This window comes from Paenibacillus sp. NPDC058174 (genome assembly GCF_042883865.1).
Taxonomy (GTDB): Bacteria; Bacillota; Bacilli; order Paenibacillales; family Paenibacillaceae; genus Pristimantibacillus.
On sequence record NZ_JBHVUY010000002.1, the window covers coordinates 648,842 to 670,504 of the forward strand.

Consider the following 21,663-nt stretch of genomic DNA (forward strand, 5'->3'; position numbering starts at 1 on the left):
CCACGAGTTCAGTCTGACTTTTCGAAGGTTCCCATCATCCAGTTCGCGGAGCCGAACGTTAAGATGGAATCAAGAACGGCAGAATGAACCGTGATGCGCAGCGAGCGCATACTTTTGAATTCCGAACTAGCACATGCCCCCACGCCATCCCAACAAAAAAAAGGCCTGCAGCCAATTCAGCCGCAGCCCTATTATTTAACTTTCAATCCCTGGCCAATTCCCGGAGAAATAGGTCCGTCATATTAGGACCCGGCCAAGCATATAAAATGAGTATAGAAAAAAAGCTTGACTCATTGACAAATTCAATAAGTCCAGAGGATTAATTTCGACAAAAATTTATCAAAAAAGAAGAAAGTCGCTACCATGATCCGACATATTCCCGACTAATCATTAGGTATAATAACGATGTTGTAGTTTATTATAATAGAGTAGGAGTCGGATATGATGATAGATGGAGAGAGAAACGTCAATACAGATGATAAACGCATCGAGCTGAACATCAGAGAAATTCTTCAGCAGCTGGAAATCCCGCAGGATAAATGGCCGGCTGAACTTATTGTTCCGATATCGATGAACCGTTAGTTCATCATTCTCTCCGCGCGTACAAAGGCAATGAATCGTTTCGTCTCTTCAGCAGTAAGCTTGCGACCGTCTATGCTAAGGTTATACTTTTGCAAAATTTCTTCATCAGATAATTCAAGATGATCGACAAAATCACGAACGTCGTCACTTAAGGCTGACTGGGGGTTTAATGTTCTGCCGACTAAATAATCGATCGAAACCTGATACAGGTCGGCAAACTTTGCTAACGTCTCGCTGTCTGGCTCTCTACGGTTTTTCTCATAGTGAGAAAGTGCTGCTCGAGATATGCCGAGCTTAGCTGCGGTTTGCTCCTGTGTCCAACGTTTTTCATCCCTTAATTGAGCAATTCGGTTTCCGATACTCATCCTTTATCCTCCTAAAATTAACCGATTCCCGCTACACCTATATTAATACGTAAATGTTAAAAAAGCATTAATCTGCAACGAAACGTCGCAAATAACGGCGTTTTTTTTATTTTTAGTTGACATGTTACATATCGTAGCGTAAAGTGAAGAGAGGGTTAGATACGGTTTGTATCTTATTTAAGGATTGACCAATGCACTCTCCTTTAAACGCAGCTGACATTGGTCTCATTTCATATAGGGAGCCGAAAATGGAGACGAACAGCGAACCGCAGCGATCTTTTTTTCGAATGCGTTTAAATGAAGGAATTAAAGCTGAAATGCGTCTGCTTAATCCGCTCGGGCTGCTGTTAAGCCGGAATGCTGCGCATGTGCTGCTGATAAATATTAGTCAGGAGGGCCTTTGTTTTTTGTCTGGACTTAAGCTTCCGGTCGACAAGGGCTATTTGGTCGATTTTCAAATTATATTATCCGGAGTCTCTCTTCAATTGCGCGGTCACATCGTATGGCGGGAGCAAAGGGACAATCAATTTGAATACGGTGTTGCATTCCACCCGCCCAACCGGATGCAGCCCCTTATCATTCGTTTGTTGAACCAGGAGATGCTTCGCCAAAGTCCCAATCAGTTAAAAATCCATCAGCTGTATCGAAAGCTAAGGAGCCGGTCGACATGAAGCCTTGGGTGAAAAAGACAATAATAGGAACGGGAGCTTTCCTATTACTCGTTGCAGCAGGAGCTTTAGGATACAGTTGGTATCTCTATCATCATGTCAAACAAACGGCAGCGGCCATTTACGAGCCGATTCAGCCTAGCGAATATACAAGCAAAGATCCTGAGGTAAAAGCGAAAACGACGACTCAACCGGCTATAAAGGAACGAATCGAGAGCAAACATCCATTTACCGTTCTGGTGATGGGGGTTGATGAACGCGGAAGCGATAAGGGACGGTCCGATACGCTAATTGTGATGGCGGTTAATCCCAACAAAAAGTCGATCCTGATGTTCAATATTCCTCGGGATACGAGAACTGAAATCATCGGTCATGGTACGACGGATAAAATCAATCACGCCTACGCATTTGGCGGGGCGGAAATGTCCAAGCAGACGGTGGAGCATTTCCTCGATTACCCGATTGATTATTATATTCGAGTGAATATGGAGGGCTTCGCCAAAATGATCGATTTGATTGGCGGGGTGCAGGTCGATAATCCGTTTGCTTTCTTTTACGGGGAGCATCAATTCGATAAAGGTCCCTTAAAGCTCAATGGCGAGGAAGCGCTGCTTTATTCCAGAATGCGGTACGAGGACCCGCGTGGTGATTTTGGCCGCAATACAAGGCAGCGTGAGATTTTGAAGCAGGTGCTCAAGCGGGGACTGACATTCAACAGCATCAAACAGATTGAGAAAATTCTTGATCAGTTAGGCAGCACCGTGAAGACGAATATTACGTTTGACGAGATGAAAACATTCATAACCGACTATCGTTCGGATTTGGAGCAGGTGGATACCGTTGAAATTAGCGGCAGCGGGTCAACGATCAATCGTGTCTGGTATTACATCGTCGGCAACGACGAGAAAGAACGAATCCATAATTTGCTGAAAAATCAGATGAACGGCGGCGATGTACCAACCAAGCTGTAGCATCTATTAGGAGAGCGAGTGATTGGAATGAAAGATACCGATTATTTTTACTGCGTGGGCTGCGGCGCAATGGTTCCGGCAGAGCAGGCCAGGGAGATTTTCCGGACCGGTTTTTTCCGGGTTGTACAGCCGCTTGGCTGCTGCGAGGAATGTATGGGGGATGAACCGGACGAGGAGAACAGAATCACGCTTGTTATATAAAGTCCGATGGGGGAAAGAAATAGCATTGAAAGATAAAGAGACATAGGAAAAAGCGAGGGCTCCCTGGGATTGGGAGCTTTTTGCATGAACAATAGCATCAACATTGATATTAGGGGGGGGGGGGATTAGTACCCCAGTTGCTTTCATTTGAAGATGCCGTTGGCTATAATGTAAATTATGTTATTAGCGAGGGGGTTTGCTTTATCTCACAGCCAATCGTACAGCTGCAAAACGTAACGAAACGAATCGAGAAAAAGACGATTATCAACGAGCTGTCTCTAGATCTTCCGGCAGGCGAGGTATTCGGATTTCTTGGTCCTAACGGTGCTGGCAAAACAACAACCATACGAATGATGGTCGGGCTGATGTCACTCACCAGCGGAGAGATTAAGATCGATGGATACAGTATTACGAAGCAGTATCAGAAGGCTATCCGCAATGTAGGCGCAATCGTGGAAAACCCGGAGATGTATAAATATTTGTCTGGTTATCAAAACCTTGTTCATTTCGCTCGTATGATCCCGGACATATCGGATGAACGAATCGAAGAGGTTGTTAAGCTTGTCGGACTGGGTTCGCGTATTCACGACAAGGTGCGGACATATTCGCTCGGGATGAGGCAAAGACTTGGTGTAGCGCAAGCTATTCTGCATAGGCCGAAGCTGCTTATTCTGGACGAGCCGACGAACGGACTGGACCCTGCGGGCATCCGCGAGCTGCGCGACTATCTTCGGCAATTGGCCAAAGATGAGGGCATTTCGATATTCGTCTCCAGCCATTTGCTGGCCGAGATGGAGCTTATGTGTGACCGTGTCGCCATCATTCAGAATGGCAAGCTGATTGACGTCAGACCCATCAAACAGCAAAGTGATGATCAGGCGGATAGCAGACGTTTTGTTTTCGAGGTGGGCAATGTTGTAGAGGCGATTGCGATTGCAGCCCGGCTTGGGCAGCAGGCTGAAGCAGACGGAAAAACAGCGATTGCTGTTGAAGCCGACCGTGAGCTGGTTGCCAAGCTGAATGCTGCTTTTGTAGAAGGCGGAATTTCCGTTTATGGTATTCGCGCGCAAGGCAAATCACTCGAGGATCAATTCCTGGAAATGACGGGAGGCGAACAGCTTGTTTAATTTTGCAGGGCTCGTCATGAACGAAAATATGAAAATTTACCGCAGGGCGCGTACCTGGGTGATGCTAGGCATTATGCTGCTGCTCGTCCTTTGCATCTCAGTAGCTACCCGGTTCATTGCTAACAATCCTCCTTCTATGTGGTCGGTATTTAATTGGGAATCGACGGTGGGTTTTCTGCTGATTACGGTATTTACGACAATCGTTGCAGCGGGCAGCGTTGCGGATGAGTTTACGTCCGGAACGATCAAGCTGCTGCTGATTCGGCCATGGTCGCGTTCGAAAATATTGCTGTCCAAATACGCGGCTGTTCTCTTGTTCGCTTTGCTGCAGACCGTAGTGCTCTACCTGTTCTTGCTTGCTATGAATGCTCTATTGTTTGGCTATGACAGCAGCGCAGCATCCGATTCCATTGCTCCTTTCTATAAAGGAACCGCTGCTGTTTATTTCATTCAATATTATTTCTACGAATTCATCTCCCTGGTCGTAACGGCTACAATGGCGTTTATGATATCCGCCGTGTTCCGCAGCGGGGGACTGGCGATCGGATTATCGCTGTTTCTTATTCTGGTCGTCAATTCCTTCGTAGGACTGTTCGCAATACTGAACTACGCTTGGGTGGATTACCTGCTGTTCATTCATTTGAACCTCGTTCAGTATTTGAATGGAACGCCGCTGCGGGAGGGCATGACGCTAGGCTTCTCCTTGGCGGTATTAGCTGTCTATTATGTGGTGTTTGTCGCATTGACCTGGTTTGTGTTCAACAAGCGGGATGTTGCGGCTTAATTAGATACGAATCCTGTTGGCGAGTACAACTCAATAAAGCCGTCCGGAAGCTTTCCCGTCGTGCATTGAGGGAAGTTCAGACGGCTTTTTATTATGGATGAAAAGAAGAGTGGAGGATTTATCCCGCTTGTCTAGCTTTCTCCTTTTCCTTATGAGACGGCTCCTTAGCTGCTGATTGGTTTGACACGGCTGTATCCGTCTCTGATAAAGGACGGGTTTTGTTCTCGTGAGCGCGTTCCATATGGCAGCTCCCGTTCATCAACCCTCCGTCGTGAATAATAAGCGATTGCGCGGTAATGCTCCCGATAACTTGACCCGTTGCAGTGACGGTAAGCCGTCCCTTGGCGACGATATCGCCGAATACTTTGCCGGCAATCGTAATTTCCTTCCCGTGAATGCTGGAGCGGGCAATGCCGCTTTCTCCGATGATAACATCACCGACGCATTCAATGTCGCCGCTGAATTCCCCCTCAACCCGAAGATTGGCTTCGCAAATCAGCTTGCCTTCCATATGTGTGCCTTGGCCGATCAGTGTATCGGTTGCGGAGAAACGTTTGCTGTCCTTGAACATCGCCATTTAATCCTCCTTTACAAGAGACAAGTAGTTTAACGGATTGACCGCCTCATCTCTCTGCATGACTTGAAAATGCAAGTGAGGGCCCGAGCTTCGTCCTGTCGAGCCGAGAAGCCCGATTTTTTCGCCACGGACAATTGTATCCCCTTCACGCGCTTCAATCTGCTTCAAATGCATATAGACGCTGCGCAGGCCGTTGCCGTGGTCGATGACGATGTGATTGCCCTCCGAGCTGCTGTAGCCGCTCTCCTCTACGATGCCGCTTGCCGCGCTAAAGACGGGATCTCCGATTTGGCCGGCAATGTCGATTCCCGCATGAAAGGTTGCCTTTCCTGTAAACGGGTCCTTACGGTAGCCGAAGCCGGATGTCATCTGATGCGAGCTTGTCGGCCAGCCGGAGGGGATGGCGTCGAGCTCCGCTTGGCGCAATCTGTACTGCCTAAGCGAATGCGCCATCGTCTGCTCCATCTCATCTACCATATCGCTTACGGCATGAAGGTCGAGGGAGGAGCCTTCTGCCAGCGCAGCCATTCGCTTTAGTTCAGCCGAAGGCTGGGACGAATAGGCTAAGGGGATAAGCGATGACGTCTTTCCTCCAATGGGGGCAGAGAGCGACTGAACCTCGCCGCGGATGGAGTCCGAATTGCGGGAGGAGTGGCTTGACCTTGTGACGGCTCCATACTGCTCAATAAACTGCTGAAGCTTATTTTCCAGCACCTGCAGGTCATTCAACTTCGTCTCCATATCCTTTGTTTGCTGAGAAAGAAGCGCGAGTTCTTTTTGCAGATTCAAGATGGCTTCATCTTTGGCGGATACCGTTTGCGCGAACTGGGAGGTTTGCTGTGAGAGCTGGTCTTCCAGGTTGCTGATCTTGAGGGCAGACTTCAGTTGAAGTCCGCCGATGCAGCCGGAAACCGCAAGTACGGCTGCAGCTGGAGCTGCAACGACCGACCGTTTAGAAACATGGAACTGTCTAACAGTCTTGTCGGCGCCGCGCAGCAGCATGAAAGACCATCCAGCTTTCCGTGCTCGATTCAATAGTCGTTCTCCTTCCGGCCGTTAATCACAATCAGAACGTTCTAATGCTATTTATTCTAGGAGAAGGCGAAACATGCCATTAAAAAAATGAGAGCAGCGAAAGAGGGGAGAAAAAAAGCGCCCATCCGGGCGCTTTTTGGAAGATTGCAATGTTATTTAAGACTTTCGATGGCTTGGACGGTTTCCGGGGTGAAGCTGAAGGAACGGCCTTGCATTTGCTCAGGCGGCAATGTTGCGAGTTGAGCTGTTCTGCGCTGTACCTCAGCATCCAGTTCAAGGACGCGCTCGCGGTACTTGTCTTTATTGGCTGCATCCGAAGTCATAGCGCCAATATTGGCGAGAACCGCTTTTTCGTAAAACTGGATGTCCCATTGGAACTTGGAGACGCCTTCGTCGAGAATGGTGAGCTGCTCTGGCAGATTTCCGTCTTTTTGGAAGGCGTCATTCAGCATGAGCAGAATAGAGCGGTTGTAGGGATCATGTTTTTTTGCATTTTTAAGAGTTTGTATGCCTTCGTCTAAATATTTGCGATCTTGAGTTTGATCGTAGGCTTGTCCGAGTACCTCAAATTTCGTTAAGGAAAAGACGGATTGATTAGGTTTTGATTTGATTAGTTTATTTAATCCAGGTAGTAACTCATTAATTGCAATTTGGCCGTTAGATGCTTTCTTTATCGATTGATCGAAGTTGCGAATGGCACCAACACTCCGGAATGAAGCAATCAAAAGAATAAGAGTCAAAAGGCCGATAGCTGACGAATAAATGATTTTGCTATAAGATGTACTTTTTCGATCAGTTAATCGGTTAATAAACATTAGTTTTCCGTAAGGAGCAAGCATTGTTCCTAGGCTGATAAAAACGAGTGCGTTTAAATAAATGTAACTCATATCGAAATCAATAGCGCTATGCAAGAGCAGAGTCAAGGAAATGATAAAGAAGATGAGATGACTTCCCCGGCGCTCCGGATAACGGATATAAGAACGAATATAGAGCCAGTAGATATAGAGCAATAGACTAAACAATATTAGAATACCTAACCAACCGACCTCAACTAGCGTCTGAATAAAGTAACTATGTGCTTGTCTGCTCCAGTACGGATTATGCTGGTATTGCTCATACAGTGCTTGCCAGCCGCCCCCGCCTGCGCCAAGAATTGGATAGTCTTTTGAGACTTTTATGCCATCCTCGTAAAATGTCCAGCGTTCTAATACGCTATGTTGCTGGAGATTGATATTTTCAAAGCGCGCTGCGATCTTATCGGGAAGCAGATCTCTCACGCCGCTGCTTGTAAGCAAGATAACGACTGTTAGTGAACCAATAATAATAATTGTTGCAGGGACCGCAGCGAATGACCATTTGCGTTCGACTAGTATTTTCGTTTTCTTTTCCAGCCAAGGGTAGAGCTTTTTGTGAATGAACAGAATAAATACGGCATTAACAAGTGCTGCTGCTCCTAACAATAACCAGCTTTGCAGAGGAAGCGAGTCAAACATAGAGATTGGACTCGGTGCTTTCGTCTCGCTAGGCTGAACTATTGCTGCGATTGCATCGGTGTTAGCGGTCAACTTGCCTAATATGACAGCTGAGAATAAAACTGTCAGCGCTGCATACACGATATAAGCAATTTGTTGAGCGAATTTTAGAAACGGAACGATTATTAGAACTACGACAGGTATAATGACAATTGCGCCCCGAGAATAGGTTAACAGGAACGAGATAAAAATCGGAACGAGCATAATTGCGTTTGCCAGCCGCATGTACCAGCGTGTACAGGTTGCGGCATAATAAACGGCTGCTAGCAGAATTGCACTAAGGAAACCTGCATACGTGTTGGAATATTGGAAGACAGATGCCAGACGATAGCCATCATGTGCCAGCCACATTCCGTCCCGGAAGTACTCCTGACCAAATAGGATAAGCAAACCGTAAAATACGATTATGTAACAAGTGAGCATGGTAGCATATTCAATGATTTTTCGGGTTTGCAACCGCTCACCTGCATATATTGCTGTTAAAAATAAAGCTGCCATAAGAAACATGACTTTTACCATAAATCCAGCATAATAGCTGGAAACTGCCTGCATGGAAGACAACCAATAAACGACAGGAAGCAACAAGACGAGAATCGACAGCAAACTTCGGTGATTATTGAGGTTCCAGCCGATTCTGTAAACATAGATGGCAGTAGCGGCGAGTAATACAAAACCATAAATGGTTGCATTGTAAATTGCAGTCTCAAAAGCGTATTCGTAACCGTTAAACAATGCTTTGTTATAAGGGAAAATGATGATAAATAGAGCTAAGCCGATTGTAAGCATCCAGTTTAATAGCGGTGATTCAGCAGCAATAATGTTGCTGCGCAGTTCTTTTTTTCGTGCGCTCATGTATGAACTCCTTACTCCGTATTGTTTCACTCCTCTGTGTATTTTAACAAATGAGGAAATAGATTACTACAATACAAGTGAGAGTTTCGTTGGTTGGTTGTATATTTTTTACAAAATTGTATTCAATAAATTCGCGAAAAAGGTTGGAAAATGTCACCGGAATTGGTGTTATCATTGGATAATAAGGTATTCATCGTGTAGAAACTTTGATAGAATGGTTAAGATGCAAAAGTTCTAGAATGATGCGAAAGCTTATTTTATAGTATCAATTCACTGGTCATAAATAATCTATTTTTATGGAATTCGCGGGTATATCGTATAATTTGAAGTTGGAGATGAATGAAGTGCTTTATAAATCAATTGGTTTTTTGAAAAGAAATCGAAATCTTATTTTTCAATTTATTAAGAGGGAGACAATAAATAGGTATAAGGGATCACAGTTAGGGTTTGCTTGGACTATTTTGACTCCGTTGTTAATGCTACTGGTTTATACATTTGTTTTTGGGGAAGTTTTTCAAGCTAAATGGAAAACCGACAGCACTAGTACGATTGAATTTGCAATTATTATATTTTGCGGATTATCAACATTTAATATTTTTTCTGAAGTCGTTGCAAGGTCACCCTACTTAATAACAAGCAATTCAAACTATGTAAAAAAAATTGTATTCCCACTTGAAACATTCCCTATTATTACTTTGGGATCGGCACTTGTTAGCGCTGTGATAAATTATCTCCTAGTGATTGTATTTCAAGCTGTGCTCGGTGGGGGGATTACTTGGACAGTTTTACTTTTGCCTATAGTTATACTGCCAGTTGTTATGTTTAGCTTAGGTTTATCCTGGTTTCTTTCTTCCTTGGGAGTATTTTTGAGGGATATTGGACAAGTAATAGGGATCGCAGTACAAGCGTTGATGTTGTTAAGTCCAATTTTGTACTCAGTAGATATTATTCCGGAACGCTTTAGATGGTTTTATAATTTGAATCCTATAACCCATTTTGTTGAGGATGTAAGAAGTATAATCATATGGGGACACGTGCCTGCTCTAAAACCGTTTTTAATTGAATGTGCTGTATGTGGAGTGGTGGCAGTGCTAGGATTGATATGGTTTAGAAAAACGAAACAAGGCTTTGCAGATGTCTTGTAAGAAAGGTGCACGCATGGAAAACGCTATCAGCATTATTAATGTATCAAAGACGTTCAGAATATATAACAAGCCATTAAATAGATTAAAGCAGTTTTTCTCCAAGGAGAAAAAGTACTATCAGGATTTTACTGCATTAAATGAACTGAGTTTTGAAATAAACAAAGGGGAAACCGTAGGCATTATTGGAAGAAACGGTTCCGGTAAAAGTACGCTTCTACAGATGATTGCAGGCACTTTAAATCCTTCTACAGGTTCTATTAAAGTAAATGGAAGAATTTCTGCCTTATTAGAGCTGGGAAGTGGGTTTAATCCAGAATTTACTGGCAGAGAGAATGTATACTTAAACGCTGCTATTCTCGGTATTGGCCGTGAAGAAATTGAAAGTAAAATGGATGAAATCCTTGCTTTCGCTGATATTGGTGATTTTATAGATCAACCTGTAAAGACATATTCTAGTGGAATGTACGTACGTCTAGCTTTTGCTGTATCCATTAATGTTAATCCTGAGATATTAATAGTAGACGAAGCATTGGCAGTTGGCGATGGAAGATTTCAACTGAAATGTTTTGAAAAAATAAAGGCATTAAAGGAATCGGGAAAAACAATTCTTGTCGTTTCTCATGATTTGCAAACCATACGTCAAATTTGCGATAGAGCTATATTAATCGATCGAGGACAGCTAATTGAAATTGGCAAACCAAATGATGTAGTGAACCATTATACAAAAATACTGTTTTCTAAAATGCCAGCCAATAATGATCAAATAGCTGCAGCTATAGAAAATGATCCTGTAGAAACTCAAGAATCAACTGCGTCGAATGATGAAAACGCAGTATCAAGTTCTGAATTTAAAGGTGCAAATAGTGTTGATATTGAGGCGACTAAGGAGTATAGGTATGGCAGCAGTGAAGGAACAATCGAACACATTTATGTAAATGATGTAGCAAATTCAGAAGCGGATTCCCATACAGTAACATCTTTAGATAATTTGAAAGTCCGATTTGTAGCAAGGGCATTTAAGATTATTGAAAAACCCATTTATGCCATGACTATAAAATCGATTAAAGGATTAGATGTATATGGAACCAATACATACTTTCAAAATTATCCGTTTAAGATGTTAAGCAATAATGATGAAGTAGCTGTGGAGTTTCAACAGGAACTTCGATTAATTCCTGGAGATTATTATATATCTCTTGGTTTTGTAGAATTAGTGAATGGCGAAATTATTCCATTAGATCGCAGGTATGATGTTATTGAGTTGAAAGTACTGGCCAATGAAAATGATAGAAGTTTTGGTATTTCCAATTTGGATAGTAAAATATCTTTGAATTACGGGGAAGACCATTAGTTAGGTAGGTGTAAAGAGAAATGAGAATTGGTAATGTTAATCTAAATTTAGATTATTATTCAGGAAATGATCGATACAGTGATGGTCCTATTGAAGATGAATTATTGCGAATCGTTAAAGAAAAAGTAAATATTGCTGAGTTGTTAACTTTAGAAAATAACTGGCCAATTCTGTATCATTTGTCTCCGATCAGGAGAAATTTGCTGGACTGGATTGATTTTCGTAAAGGCGGAAATCTTTTGGAAATCGGTGCTGGGTGCGGTGCGATGACTGGTCTGCTTTGTGAAAAAGTTCATCAAGTAACAGCAGTTGAATTATCTAAAAAAAGAGCAACAATCACTGCAGAGAGATATAGGGATATTTCTAATCTGGAAATCATAGTTGGCAATTGGAATGACATCCCTTTTGTTGATGGGACCTATGATTATATTACGTTAATTGGGGTCTTAGAATATGCTTCCCAATTTACTATAGGAGAAGAACCCTATCATCAATTTTTAAGTCAAATTAATAGATGTCTTAAACCAAATGGCAGCTTAATTATTGCAATCGAAAATAAATTTGGTTTGAAATATTGGTCGGGAGCCAGAGAAGATCATACAGGTGAATACTTTGATGGACTAGAAAATTATGTAAATAAAAATGGGGCACGTACTTTTAGTAAACCAGAGCTTGAGGGTTTGTTAAGTGAAAGCGGGTTTAATGAAATCGAATTTTATTATCCATTCCCTGACTATAAATTACCTGCATTGATATATTCCGACGATGTACTGCCGTCCGTGGGCTTTACTCAAGGAACTCCTAACTATGATATGGATAGAATCCGCATGTTTGAAGAAGGTTTGGTTTGGGACAATATTATTATGAGTAATCAGTTTCCTTTGTTTTCGAATTCATTTCTCGTATTATGCAAGAAACAAGGAGAGAATGGAAATGGATAGAAAGACACTGTTTGCAAAATATAACAGAGGAAGAAATGAAGAGTATGAAATTAGTACGTTAATCTTCAGTGAAAATAAGATAAGGTATGTTGTAAAGTCGGCACTTACAGAGAAATCCGAACCTCACATACAACAGATTCATGAGAACACGCGTATTTTAACTGACGCGTATTTTAATGTTTCGGTACTTCAAGGCGAGTTGAGTAGCAATGCAATAAGATATCCCTATGTCGAAGGTATTAGCTGGGATGCATTGCTGTTTCAAGAAGTTTTAAAAAAAGATAAAGATAAACTTTTTGAATTGCTTACAGAGTTTTCAGAACTTATTTATAGTTTACAAAAAGATCAAGCTTCGACTTTTATTGCAGATAAAGCGTTTATTGCAGTATTTGGTGAAGTTCCAGCATTTGAAAATGAACGTTGCCTCAGTCCAGGGAATATTGACTTAATTTTTGACAATATTATTGTAAACTCTACCGGTGAAAATATAATAATTGACTGCGAATGGGTATTTCCATTTAGAGTGCCTATTAGATATATATTGTTTAGAAGTCTTTATGCGTTCAGTTTAAAGTACAAGCATTATTTGCTAAATATTACTGACTTAAAAGAAATGTGTGAATTGCTTTCTATAGATGATAAAATGCGTGAAGTTTTTATGCGGATGGAAGAAGTTAACTTTCAACATTTTGTTCGAGGCAAGGGGAATAATGAGTTAAGTAAATATTCGAAAAGTGTTTACACAATCAATCCTGAGATTCCAGTAGTAGATGAGTTTATTACTAAAATATTTGTGCCAAGGGAAGAAGGGTATTCTGAGCATTCAAGTATTGCACAGTTGAGTGAGATGTCTTTGCTAGATAAAGAATATAAATTTAAAATTTCTATTGATCAAATAGGGGAAACTCCAATTAGATTTGATCCAACAGATCGGCCGGCGATTGTGGGAATCAAATCGATTGTTATTTACAGCTACAATCATGAGAAGATCTTAAATGTTGTGCAAATAGAAGGAGAACAAATAAAAAACGTTTTTGGTCACAATGAACATATAATTCCTCTAAGTCGACAAGATGAATATGCCTTTATTGCAATTGATGAGGATCCTCAGTTGTTCTTTGAAGGAAAGAACTTATTTGATCAAGTGGGAGACTATGAGGTTAGAATAACAATGAAAGTAAATAAAGATATTAGTGAGTCGTTGAAAGAATTATATTTGAATTCGGAGGGAAAGTCGTCGTTTCAAAATGAAATACAAATTTTTCATAAGATGGTTGTTGATAAGCAAGAGCTTGAGGAACTGAAGGGGAAATATAACACCCTACAAATAGAACTGGAAGATAAACAGTCTGAGTTAGTTCGGGTGGAAGAAGAATTAAAAGAAAGAACTTTATTGCTGCAAACGAAAGAACGTGAACTTAATGAACTTTTGAATTCGAAATCTTGGAAGATTACCGCACCGCTTCGAGCAATGGGCAGAGCGAGAAAATAAACCATTATAATAGTTGGGGTGTTATTTTGAGAAATCTGGATATAATTTTCGTTTCGTATAATTCGGAAAAATGGATTACTAATTGCTTGAAATCATTAGAAAATCAAACGATTCCCAAGAAAAATATTTTCATAACTTTCGTAGATAACAATTCGACAGACAACACAAGAGTATTACTGAGCGAATATGAAAATAAAGAATTATTTGGGGGCTTTCAGTGTCATTTGCTTGATCAAAACTTGGGGTTTGGTAAGGCGAATAACTATGGTGTAAAGTACACTTTACAAGATTACGTGTTATTTCTAAACATTGATACGGAATTAGAACCAAATGCTCTAGAAGAATTAATGGATGCTGCAGTAAGTAGCAATAATGACGTTGGGCTATGGGAATGCAGACAATTCCCTTACGAGCATCCTAAAAATTACGATCCAGTTACCCTTGAGCTTACATGGGCAAGTGGTGCAGCATGCATGGTGCGAAGGGATATTTTTGTTCGTATCGGCATGTTTGACGAGAAAATCTTTATGTATGCTGAAGATGTGGATCTAAGCTGGAGACTCAGAGCATATGGCTTTAAATTAATCTATGTTCCTAAAAGTATAGTTCATCATTATACGTATGAAAGTGCAGGACAAGTTAAACCAAATCAGTTTTATAATAGTACATATAATAATTTGATGCTCAGGTATAAGTTTGGAAGCATGAAGGATATTATCAAGGGATATATGCTCTACTATAGTCTTTTCTTTAATAGAGTTCCTTTTAGTGGTCATAAAAAAACGGTATTGAAAAAAATGATCAAGAGTATTTCAGAAGGACAACAATTTAGAGCCTGGAAAAGAAAAAATAAAACCTTAGTATTTGAGCCTTCATTTTTATTATGGGATTATGAAATTATTCGTGACGGGGCATTTTATGTTAATACACTCCCGGAAGAGAAGCCATTAGTTTCTATATTGATAAGAACATGCGGCAGGCCGGCAATGCTGAGGGAAGCTCTGCAAAGTGTTCGGAATCAAACCTATACAAATATTGAAGTTGTTATAGTAGAGGATGGCCCCGACATTTCAAGAGGTATGATAGAGAAAGAATTCAATGATCTTACTATTCAATACTACGCTACAGAGGCCAAAGTGGGAAGGTGTGTAGTAGGGAATATCGCAATGGAAAAGGCTAACGGGAAGTATCTAAACTTTCTAGATGATGATGATGTCCTTTATGCCGATCATATAGAAGTATTATGCTATCAGTTGCTTAATAATCCCGATAAAAAAGCGGCATATGCACATGCCTTTGAAACCCCTGTGAAAATTATATCAAGAGATCCGTATGAGTACATAGAGATGTTCCACAATGTGCAGCATAGACAGCCATTTAACCGATTAATACTTATACATCATAATTATTTTCCTATACAATGCGTACTATTTTCAAAAGAATTATTTACTGAATTGGGCGGAATAGATACTGAATTAGAAGTATTGGAAGATTGGGATTTGTGGCTTAAATACGCTCTACAATATGATTTTCATTATGTGGAGAAAGTAACCTCCACGTATCGTGTTCCTTATGAAATGGAGCATCACGCCGACCGGCAGCAATTATTTGATAAATATCTGCAAAAGGTAAGAGGCAAATATACAAATCAAAAGACAGATTTCACATTAGGTGACTGGTTTAATGACGCTGAGCAAATTATAAATCGTCCTCAATCAATTGTTTATGCAATGAGACGAATGACATTAAAGACTTTCGTATTTAAAGTGAAAAATAAAGTATATATGAAAATAAAAAAGTTGTTGAAGTAAGAAGTAAGGAGGATCGAAATTGTCATTTAGCAAATTGAAAAGCAAAAAAATATGGATTCTAATAATTCTTGTACTTTTGGCATGTACGATAGTCTATGGTCAATTTATTACGTTTAGCAAATTATATATATTTAATGATACGGGTAGTGATACTTTTGATGCCTATTGGCCTTTTATTTATGATTTAAACACAAAAATAAAACAAGGCGATGCACCGTTTTGGTCGCATAATATGGGAATAGGGATTAATTATTATTCCTCAAATGTATTTATAGGAGATCCATTTGTCTATCTGTATATGCTCTTAGATCCTGATTATATCGTGTACGCTTTTGGTTTAATAATGGTGGTTAAGATCTTGCTATCAGCTGTCTTTTTCTATCTGTTTACAAGAAAAATGGGGCTTAGTTCGCTGCCGTCTATCATTACTTCTTTCATCTATGCATTTAATGGCTATATCATACTTTGGGGACAACATTACCAGTTTGTAAATGTAATGCTTTATGCCCCGCTCTTATTGCTGGGATTCGAGAGGTTATTAAAGGACAAAAAAGGACTTCTTATAACATTAGCAGTAATGTTGCTTGCATTGAATTCATATTACTTTTTATATATAATCTCAATATTTTTCTTGATTTACGCGGTTATGAGATACTTGGTTGTGAATAGGTTTTCAATAAAGGAATTTTCAAAAGCTTTTATTAAAGCTTTTTCTTACTATACATTAGGAGTTACGACCGCATTTTTTCTCGTATTACCTGCTATATCTTATGTATTAAATAGCCCTAGAATCAGCGGTAAAGCAACTATGGGGGTCTTTAAACTTGGAGATTTGCAGTACTACATAAGTTTAGTGTTAAGAGCCTTTGGCAATGATACAACTGGAATTGCGAATCAATTTTATGGGTATATCAATTATTATGAGTCTCCAATAATTTATTCTAGTATTTTAACCCTGTTGCTGTTACCGCAAATATTTATTCAAGGAACGAGAAAGGAAAAAGTAGTCTATTCTTTAGTATATATGCTAATTTCCGCTATGTTGCTCCTTCCGTTTTTTGCCGTTTTCTTCAATGCGTTTAGTAAAATAGATTATCGTTGGACTTTCGGTATCATTATCTTCAATCTATACACGTTAGCCCATGTTCTGCAAAAATGGATTAGTAATAGCTATAGACTTAATATAAAGGTAGTTATAACTTCTTTAGCTTTGCTGATGATTATTCCATTTGTAGCGCTTTATACTGGAAGGGAAAATTTTGATTGGACTACTGTACAAGTTGTTACTTCTAATAAAGCCATTATCGTTTCATTGGTTTTTTGTATCTTGTATTTCTTGATCTTCCTTTCTATAAATAAAATTAGAAAATTTGATAATAGACACAAGTTTTCGTGGGTTATACTTGCAATTGTTTTTATAGAAGCCGTAACCCTTAACTATCCGACAGTTAATGATCGAATGCTTCTGGATAGTAGTTACATCAAAAATAAAGAGGGCTATTTTGATTCTTCAAATGATGCATTGAATAATATTAAAGAAGTAGATAATGGTTTCTATCGGATTAATAAAACGTTTAATTCTAGATTTTTAAACGATGCATTAATTCAAAAATATAATGGATTCAAAGAATATAATTCAGTAATGCAACCATCGACTATTGATTTCTATAATAAAATGAATGTGACAATAGCAGGTAACAATTCGCTGATTTATGGCCTGGATAATCGAGTAAAATTAGAGACATTTCTTAATAACAAGTATTACTTGTCTATTACAGAACAGGCTCCGTATGGATATAAGTTGCTTGGAAAGTACAACAATATATATGCTTTTGAGAATGAGTTTTGGCTGCCCTTTGGCTACACATATGACAGCTTTATCAAAGAAAGTGAGTTTGATAAGCTAGACACCATGCAAAAAGAAGATTCCTTGTATAAAGCCTTTGTTGTAAACGATGATTCTGCGGAGAATTTTAATGAATTTAAGTCGTATAATAGTGACGAGATAGACAAGCCAAATGAGGAAAAGTTAGAACTTAGTAATGAATTAGGTAGCATGGATAATCGAGTATTCACAGAGACGACTTTTTCTGAACCTTTAACGGGTGAGTTTGTGTTAAGTCTAGACATTGATGCCAAACAAGCGACAACGATGGATATCTATTGGAAAAATAATATAGATGAACATCTTGGACTCAATGTAATGAAATATTCTATTGAAGCTGGCAAGAAAAACTATAATATTCCTCTGAACTATAAACAAAATATTATTGCAGCAGGCTTATCGTTTGAAACTCCAGCAGCTGATCTTCAGATTTCTGATGCCTGGTTATCTTTCAAAAAAATAAATTATAATATTGAAGATATTAAAAAGCTATCACAAAATGAATATAAGCTTTCTACAGTGACAAACAATAAAATTGAGGGAGTCATAGAAGTTGCTGGAGCTAAATTGCTTGCTTTGAGCGTACCGTACGATGAAGGATGGTCTGTAAAAGTTGATGGAAAAGAAGCAAAAGTTCAGAAGGTGAATGTTGGATTTATAGGTGTTTTACTTGAGCCGGGGTTGCATCAAGTTGAATTTAAGTTTACGCCGCCTCTATTTAAGACAGGTTTGATTATTACTATAATTAGTATACTAATTATAGTAACTCTACTGATAATTCAATGGAGAAAACAACGAGTAAATCAAAACACTTAGCTGTGTAGCCGGTGTTAGAATACAAAGCAAAGCTTAAAGAATGGTGGTGCAACTATGAAAGGTATCATACTTGCAGGTGGAAGTGGAACTCGATTATATCCGTTAACCAAGACGGTATCGAAACAGCTTCTCCCTATACATGACAAACCAATGATATATTATCCTCTGTCTGTCCTTATGCTGGCTGGAATAAAAGATATCTTGATAATATCTACCCCTCAAGATACCCATCGCTTTGAACAATTACTAGGAAGCGGAGAGGAATTGGGGATTTCTATTAGTTATAAGGTGCAGCCTTCTCCTGATGGACTAGCCCAAGCATTCATTATAGGGGAAGAATTTATTGGTAATGATAGTGTTGCTTTGATACTTGGAGATAATATTTTTTACGGTCAAGGATTTACAGAAATGTTATTAAGAGCGGCTAAACGTGAATCAGGTGCTACAATCTTTGCTTATAAGGTCAAAGATCCGCAAAGATATGGTGTAGTAAACATTGGAGATGGTAATATTGCTACTTCAATTGAAGAAAAGCCTGAGAATCCTAAGTCTAATTTAGCTGTAACTGGTCTTTATTTCTATGATAATCATGTTATTGAGATAGCCAAAAAAATTACTCCCTCTGAGAGAGGGGAATTGGAAATTACTGACATTAACAACTACTATTTAAATAAGGGTAATCTAAATGTAGAGATGTTTGGCAGAGGATTTGCTTGGTTGGATACAGGAACACATGAATCGTTGATGCAAGCTTCTCACTTTATTGAGACAATTGAGAAAAGACAGGGATTCAAAGTTGCATGTATTGAGGAGATTGCATTTAACCAAGGCTATATCAATAATGAACAGTTGCATAAGCTTGGTCAAGTATTAGCTAAAAATGATTATGGCAAGTATTTAATACACTTAGCAGAACAAGGAAGAGAATCCAATGATGATTATTGAAATATATGATTTAGTCTCACCTATTATTAGGGAGGGGTTTTATTGAAACCTTACTTTTCGGTTGTAGTACCAGTTTATAGATCAGAAAAAACTTTATATGAATTCTGCGAACGCGTAAAAAACTCTCTAGAGAGCTTAGATAAAAATTATGAAATAATATTAGTAGAAGATTGTGGTGGCGACAACTCCTGGGAAATCATTGAGGAGATAAGCAGAAATGACAATCGTGTAACTGGTATAAAATTTACGAAGAATTATGGTCAGCATGCAGCCATAATTTGTGGAATTGCTAATGCTACTGGTGAATGGATTATTACCTTAGATGATGATCTGGAACAAAGACCAGAGGATATTCCAATTCTTTATGCAGAAATATTAAAAGGTTTTGATTTAGTTTATGGTACTTATCAGGAACGAACACATGCCAAATGGAGAAATATTACTTCAATAACGGCAAAAAAGTTGTTTAAAAAAGCTATACCAGATATTAATTATGATTATACTTCATTTCGAATAATGAATAGGAAGATAGGTGAAGCATTAGTTCAGTTTGAATCACCATTTCCATTTGTAGATGGATACTTGTCTTGGATTACTAATAATTACTCAACCGTTACTGTGGAACATGGAATACGGAAACACGGGGGGAGCAATTATAGTTTATCTAAATTAGTTAAACATACAATAAATATATTTGCATCATTCTCAGACATACCATTAAAGTTTGCTTCTTGGATAGGATTATTTTCATTCGCTTCAGGGTTTGTATGGTTACTAATTATCGTAATTAGAAAGTTGTTTATTGGTATTCCTATTGCAGGATATGCGTCGATTGTAGCAGGCATTATTTTGTTTGGTGGAATACAATTATTTGTTCTTGGTATATTTGGTGAGTATCTAGCTCGTATTAATTTTAAAACGACGAAAAAACCTCTATATATTATATCAAGGTCTACAATTGACAGTTAAGAGGTGACCATTGAAAATCATCATTATTGGTGGAAAAGGTACTGCGGTTAATATAGCAAATCAGATAGTTGATGCACAGGCGTTATATTCTGAAAAAATAGAATTTCTTGGTTATTCAATCGATGACCCAGCTCTGGGGAATACTATTCATGGTTATCCTGTTTTATGTAATACAAATGATCTGGATCGTTCATTTAGTAAATATTCAGATGTGAAATATATATATTCTCTGTATAAACCAGAAAAAATGAAAGAAAGAATTGAACTTTTAAAAAGCTATAGGATATCAAATGAGAAGTTCTATACCTTTATACATCCCACTGCTTACGTTGCTGAAAATGTAAATATTGGAAGAGGGAGTGTGGTATTATCCCACTGTTCTATACATTCCAATGTAAGTATTGGAATGTATAACGTTATTAATTCAAACGTAGTGATTGAACATGATACAAAAATTTCTGATCATAACTTTATTGCTGCTTCGGTTTGTATAGGGTCAAATATTATTGTCAAAAATGGCAGCTTTATAGGTCTAAATTCTACGATTAGAGAAAATAGTATAATTAACGATTATGGATTTATTGGTATGGGATCAAACGTAATAACTGATGTTGCATCTAATACTGTTGTTTACGGTAACCCTGCAAAGGAGTATGACCATGGTAACAGAGCCTAGAGCATCCGCAATCATTTACAATATACTTAAGGGCTATACTAGCAATAATACTTTCTTAATGCCATCTAATATTTGCCCAATTGTTCCGATTACCTTTTTTAAAGCAGGTAAAAGTTTTGAGTTTATTGATATATCAAATGATACGCTATGTATGGATGAAGAGATAATAATTCAAAAGTTAAAACGTAATCCAAAAAATTATGCAGGTGTATTCTTTGTTAGAACATTTGGAGTAGAGGAATCATTTGAGTATCTGTTTAAACAGATTAAAGAAATAAATGATGATTTTATTATCATAGATGATCGTTGTCTGTCTACTCCAAGTTTCCAATATGTAGAGACTCAAGCAGACGTTGTTTTATATAGCACAGGTTACTCTAAAGTAGTTGATATTGGTTTTGGTGGATTTGCACAAATCAAAAATAATATTAAATATGATAAATCCCCTCTGACTTATTCTGAAAAAAGTTATGGAGATATAATAAATAGTTATAAGAAAAGTATAGAAAGTAATTCTAAGTATATTTATGAGGATTGTGATTGGTTAGATAATTCAAATTTAAATATTTCTTATGAATGTTACAGTTCGTTAATAGAGAAAGAATTTGCAGCAAGTATACATATAAAAAATGAAATGAATAAGATATACTCAGAAAATCTTCCGAAACAAATACAATTGGATTCTAAATTCCAATCATGGAGATTTAATATTAGACTTTCAAATAGAGATAGCATCATTAATGAACTTTTTAAACATAATCTATTTGCAAGCACACATTATGCATCACTAAAGGGTATCTTTAGTAAAGGGAAAGCACCAAATGCTGAAAGATTGCATTCATCTATTATAAATCTATTTAATGATAAATATTACAATGAAGAAAAAGCATACAGAACTGTTGATATTATAAATAGAATTATTACCAATTAAATGATTT

At 38.6% G+C, this 21,663-nt stretch carries 20 protein-coding genes; 16 read left to right on the forward strand and 4 right to left on the reverse strand.

Annotated features, from left to right (window positions below):
• The first annotated feature begins 441 nt into the window (after positions 1–441).
• Entirely contained in the window at positions 442–582 is a 141-nt protein-coding gene (locus tag ACFVVF_RS14335) for a hypothetical protein (protein ID WP_155985915.1), read from the forward strand.
• Here the strand turns inward: ACFVVF_RS14335 and ACFVVF_RS14340 are convergent.
• Positions 579–947, reverse strand: coding sequence for a helix-turn-helix domain-containing protein (locus ACFVVF_RS14340; RefSeq protein WP_387810459.1), 369 nt, complete (start codon positions 945–947; stop codon positions 579–581). The genes ACFVVF_RS14335 and ACFVVF_RS14340 overlap by 4 nt on opposite strands.
• Before the next feature lie 248 nt (positions 948–1,195).
• Between ACFVVF_RS14340 and ACFVVF_RS14345 the strand changes: the two genes are divergently transcribed.
• The 5 genes from ACFVVF_RS14345 to ACFVVF_RS14365 all read left to right on the forward strand — a co-directional run bounded on the left by ACFVVF_RS14345 (position 1,196) and on the right by ACFVVF_RS14365 (position 4,698).
• Positions 1,196–1,618: a PilZ domain-containing protein gene (locus tag ACFVVF_RS14345; protein ID WP_387810462.1), complete on the forward strand. Its 423-nt coding sequence runs from the start codon at positions 1,196–1,198 to the stop codon at positions 1,616–1,618.
• On the forward strand, positions 1,615–2,586 hold the full coding sequence (locus tag ACFVVF_RS14350; protein WP_387810465.1) for an LCP family glycopolymer transferase: 972 nt from the start codon (positions 1,615–1,617) through the stop codon (positions 2,584–2,586). Before ACFVVF_RS14345 ends, ACFVVF_RS14350 begins: the two co-directional genes overlap by 4 nt.
• 18 nt (positions 2,587–2,604) lie before the next feature.
• Positions 2,605–2,787: a hypothetical protein gene (locus tag ACFVVF_RS14355; protein ID WP_387810468.1), complete on the forward strand. Its 183-nt coding sequence runs from the start codon at positions 2,605–2,607 to the stop codon at positions 2,785–2,787.
• Between the two features lie 203 nt (positions 2,788–2,990).
• Positions 2,991–3,914, forward strand: coding sequence for an ABC transporter ATP-binding protein (locus ACFVVF_RS14360; RefSeq protein ID WP_387811487.1), 924 nt, complete (start codon positions 2,991–2,993; stop codon positions 3,912–3,914).
• 16 nt (positions 3,915–3,930) lie between these two features.
• A complete protein-coding gene (locus ACFVVF_RS14365; protein WP_387810471.1) occupies positions 3,931–4,698 on the forward strand; it encodes an ABC transporter permease in 768 nt (255 codons plus the stop codon).
• Positions 4,699–4,816: 118 nt separating this feature from the next.
• Here ACFVVF_RS14365 and ACFVVF_RS14370 read toward each other — a convergent pair whose 3' ends face one another.
• The 3 genes from ACFVVF_RS14370 to ACFVVF_RS14380 form a co-directional block, all read right to left on the reverse strand.
• A complete protein-coding gene (locus tag ACFVVF_RS14370) occupies positions 4,817–5,275 on the reverse strand; it encodes a bactofilin family protein (RefSeq protein ID WP_387810474.1) in 459 nt (152 codons plus the stop codon).
• Positions 5,276–6,310, reverse strand: coding sequence for a M23 family metallopeptidase (locus tag ACFVVF_RS14375; RefSeq protein WP_387810477.1), 1,035 nt, complete (start codon positions 6,308–6,310; stop codon positions 5,276–5,278). It abuts the gene before it with no gap.
• 152 nt (positions 6,311–6,462) lie between these two features.
• Complete coding sequence (locus tag ACFVVF_RS14380; RefSeq protein WP_387810480.1) at positions 6,463–8,694, reverse strand: O-antigen ligase family protein; 2,232 nt, start codon at positions 8,692–8,694, stop codon at positions 6,463–6,465.
• Between the two features lie 335 nt (positions 8,695–9,029).
• Between ACFVVF_RS14380 and ACFVVF_RS14385 the strand changes: the two genes are divergently transcribed.
• The 10 genes from ACFVVF_RS14385 to ACFVVF_RS14430 are packed head-to-tail and all read left to right on the forward strand — an operon-like array spanning position 9,030 to position 21,656.
• Positions 9,030–9,839 carry an ABC transporter permease gene (locus ACFVVF_RS14385; protein WP_387810483.1) on the forward strand — a complete coding sequence of 270 codons (810 nt, stop codon included), beginning with the start codon at positions 9,030–9,032 and terminating at the stop codon, positions 9,837–9,839.
• A gap of 13 nt (positions 9,840–9,852) precedes the next feature.
• Positions 9,853–11,190 carry an ABC transporter ATP-binding protein gene (locus ACFVVF_RS14390; RefSeq protein ID WP_387810486.1) on the forward strand — a complete coding sequence of 446 codons (1,338 nt, stop codon included), beginning with the start codon at positions 9,853–9,855 and terminating at the stop codon, positions 11,188–11,190.
• 20 nt (positions 11,191–11,210) lie between these two features.
• Positions 11,211–12,131 carry a class I SAM-dependent methyltransferase gene (locus tag ACFVVF_RS14395; protein WP_387810489.1) on the forward strand — a complete coding sequence of 307 codons (921 nt, stop codon included), beginning with the start codon at positions 11,211–11,213 and terminating at the stop codon, positions 12,129–12,131.
• Complete coding sequence (locus ACFVVF_RS14400; RefSeq protein WP_387810492.1) at positions 12,124–13,623, forward strand: hypothetical protein; 1,500 nt, start codon at positions 12,124–12,126, stop codon at positions 13,621–13,623. The genes ACFVVF_RS14395 and ACFVVF_RS14400 overlap by 8 nt, the downstream gene beginning before the upstream one ends.
• Positions 13,575–15,434, forward strand: a complete 1,860-nt coding sequence (locus tag ACFVVF_RS14405; protein WP_387810495.1) for a glycosyltransferase family 2 protein — start codon at positions 13,575–13,577, stop codon at positions 15,432–15,434. Before ACFVVF_RS14400 ends, ACFVVF_RS14405 begins: the two co-directional genes overlap by 49 nt.
• Before the next feature lie 19 nt (positions 15,435–15,453).
• Positions 15,454–18,135: a YfhO family protein gene (locus ACFVVF_RS14410; protein WP_387810498.1), complete on the forward strand. Its 2,682-nt coding sequence runs from the start codon at positions 15,454–15,456 to the stop codon at positions 18,133–18,135.
• A gap of 54 nt (positions 18,136–18,189) precedes the next feature.
• Positions 18,190–19,080: a glucose-1-phosphate thymidylyltransferase RfbA gene (gene rfbA / locus ACFVVF_RS14415; protein ID WP_387810501.1), complete on the forward strand. Its 891-nt coding sequence runs from the start codon at positions 18,190–18,192 to the stop codon at positions 19,078–19,080.
• Between the two features lie 42 nt (positions 19,081–19,122).
• Entirely contained in the window at positions 19,123–20,049 is a 927-nt protein-coding gene (locus ACFVVF_RS14420) for a glycosyltransferase family 2 protein (protein ID WP_387810504.1), read from the forward strand.
• A 10-nt stretch (positions 20,050–20,059) separates the two neighbouring features.
• Positions 20,060–20,725, forward strand: a complete 666-nt coding sequence (locus ACFVVF_RS14425) for an LbetaH domain-containing protein (RefSeq protein WP_387810507.1) — start codon at positions 20,060–20,062, stop codon at positions 20,723–20,725.
• A complete protein-coding gene (locus ACFVVF_RS14430; protein ID WP_387810510.1) occupies positions 20,709–21,656 on the forward strand; it encodes a hypothetical protein in 948 nt (315 codons plus the stop codon). Before ACFVVF_RS14425 ends, ACFVVF_RS14430 begins: the two co-directional genes overlap by 17 nt.
• Positions 21,657–21,663: the final 7 nt, after the last annotated feature.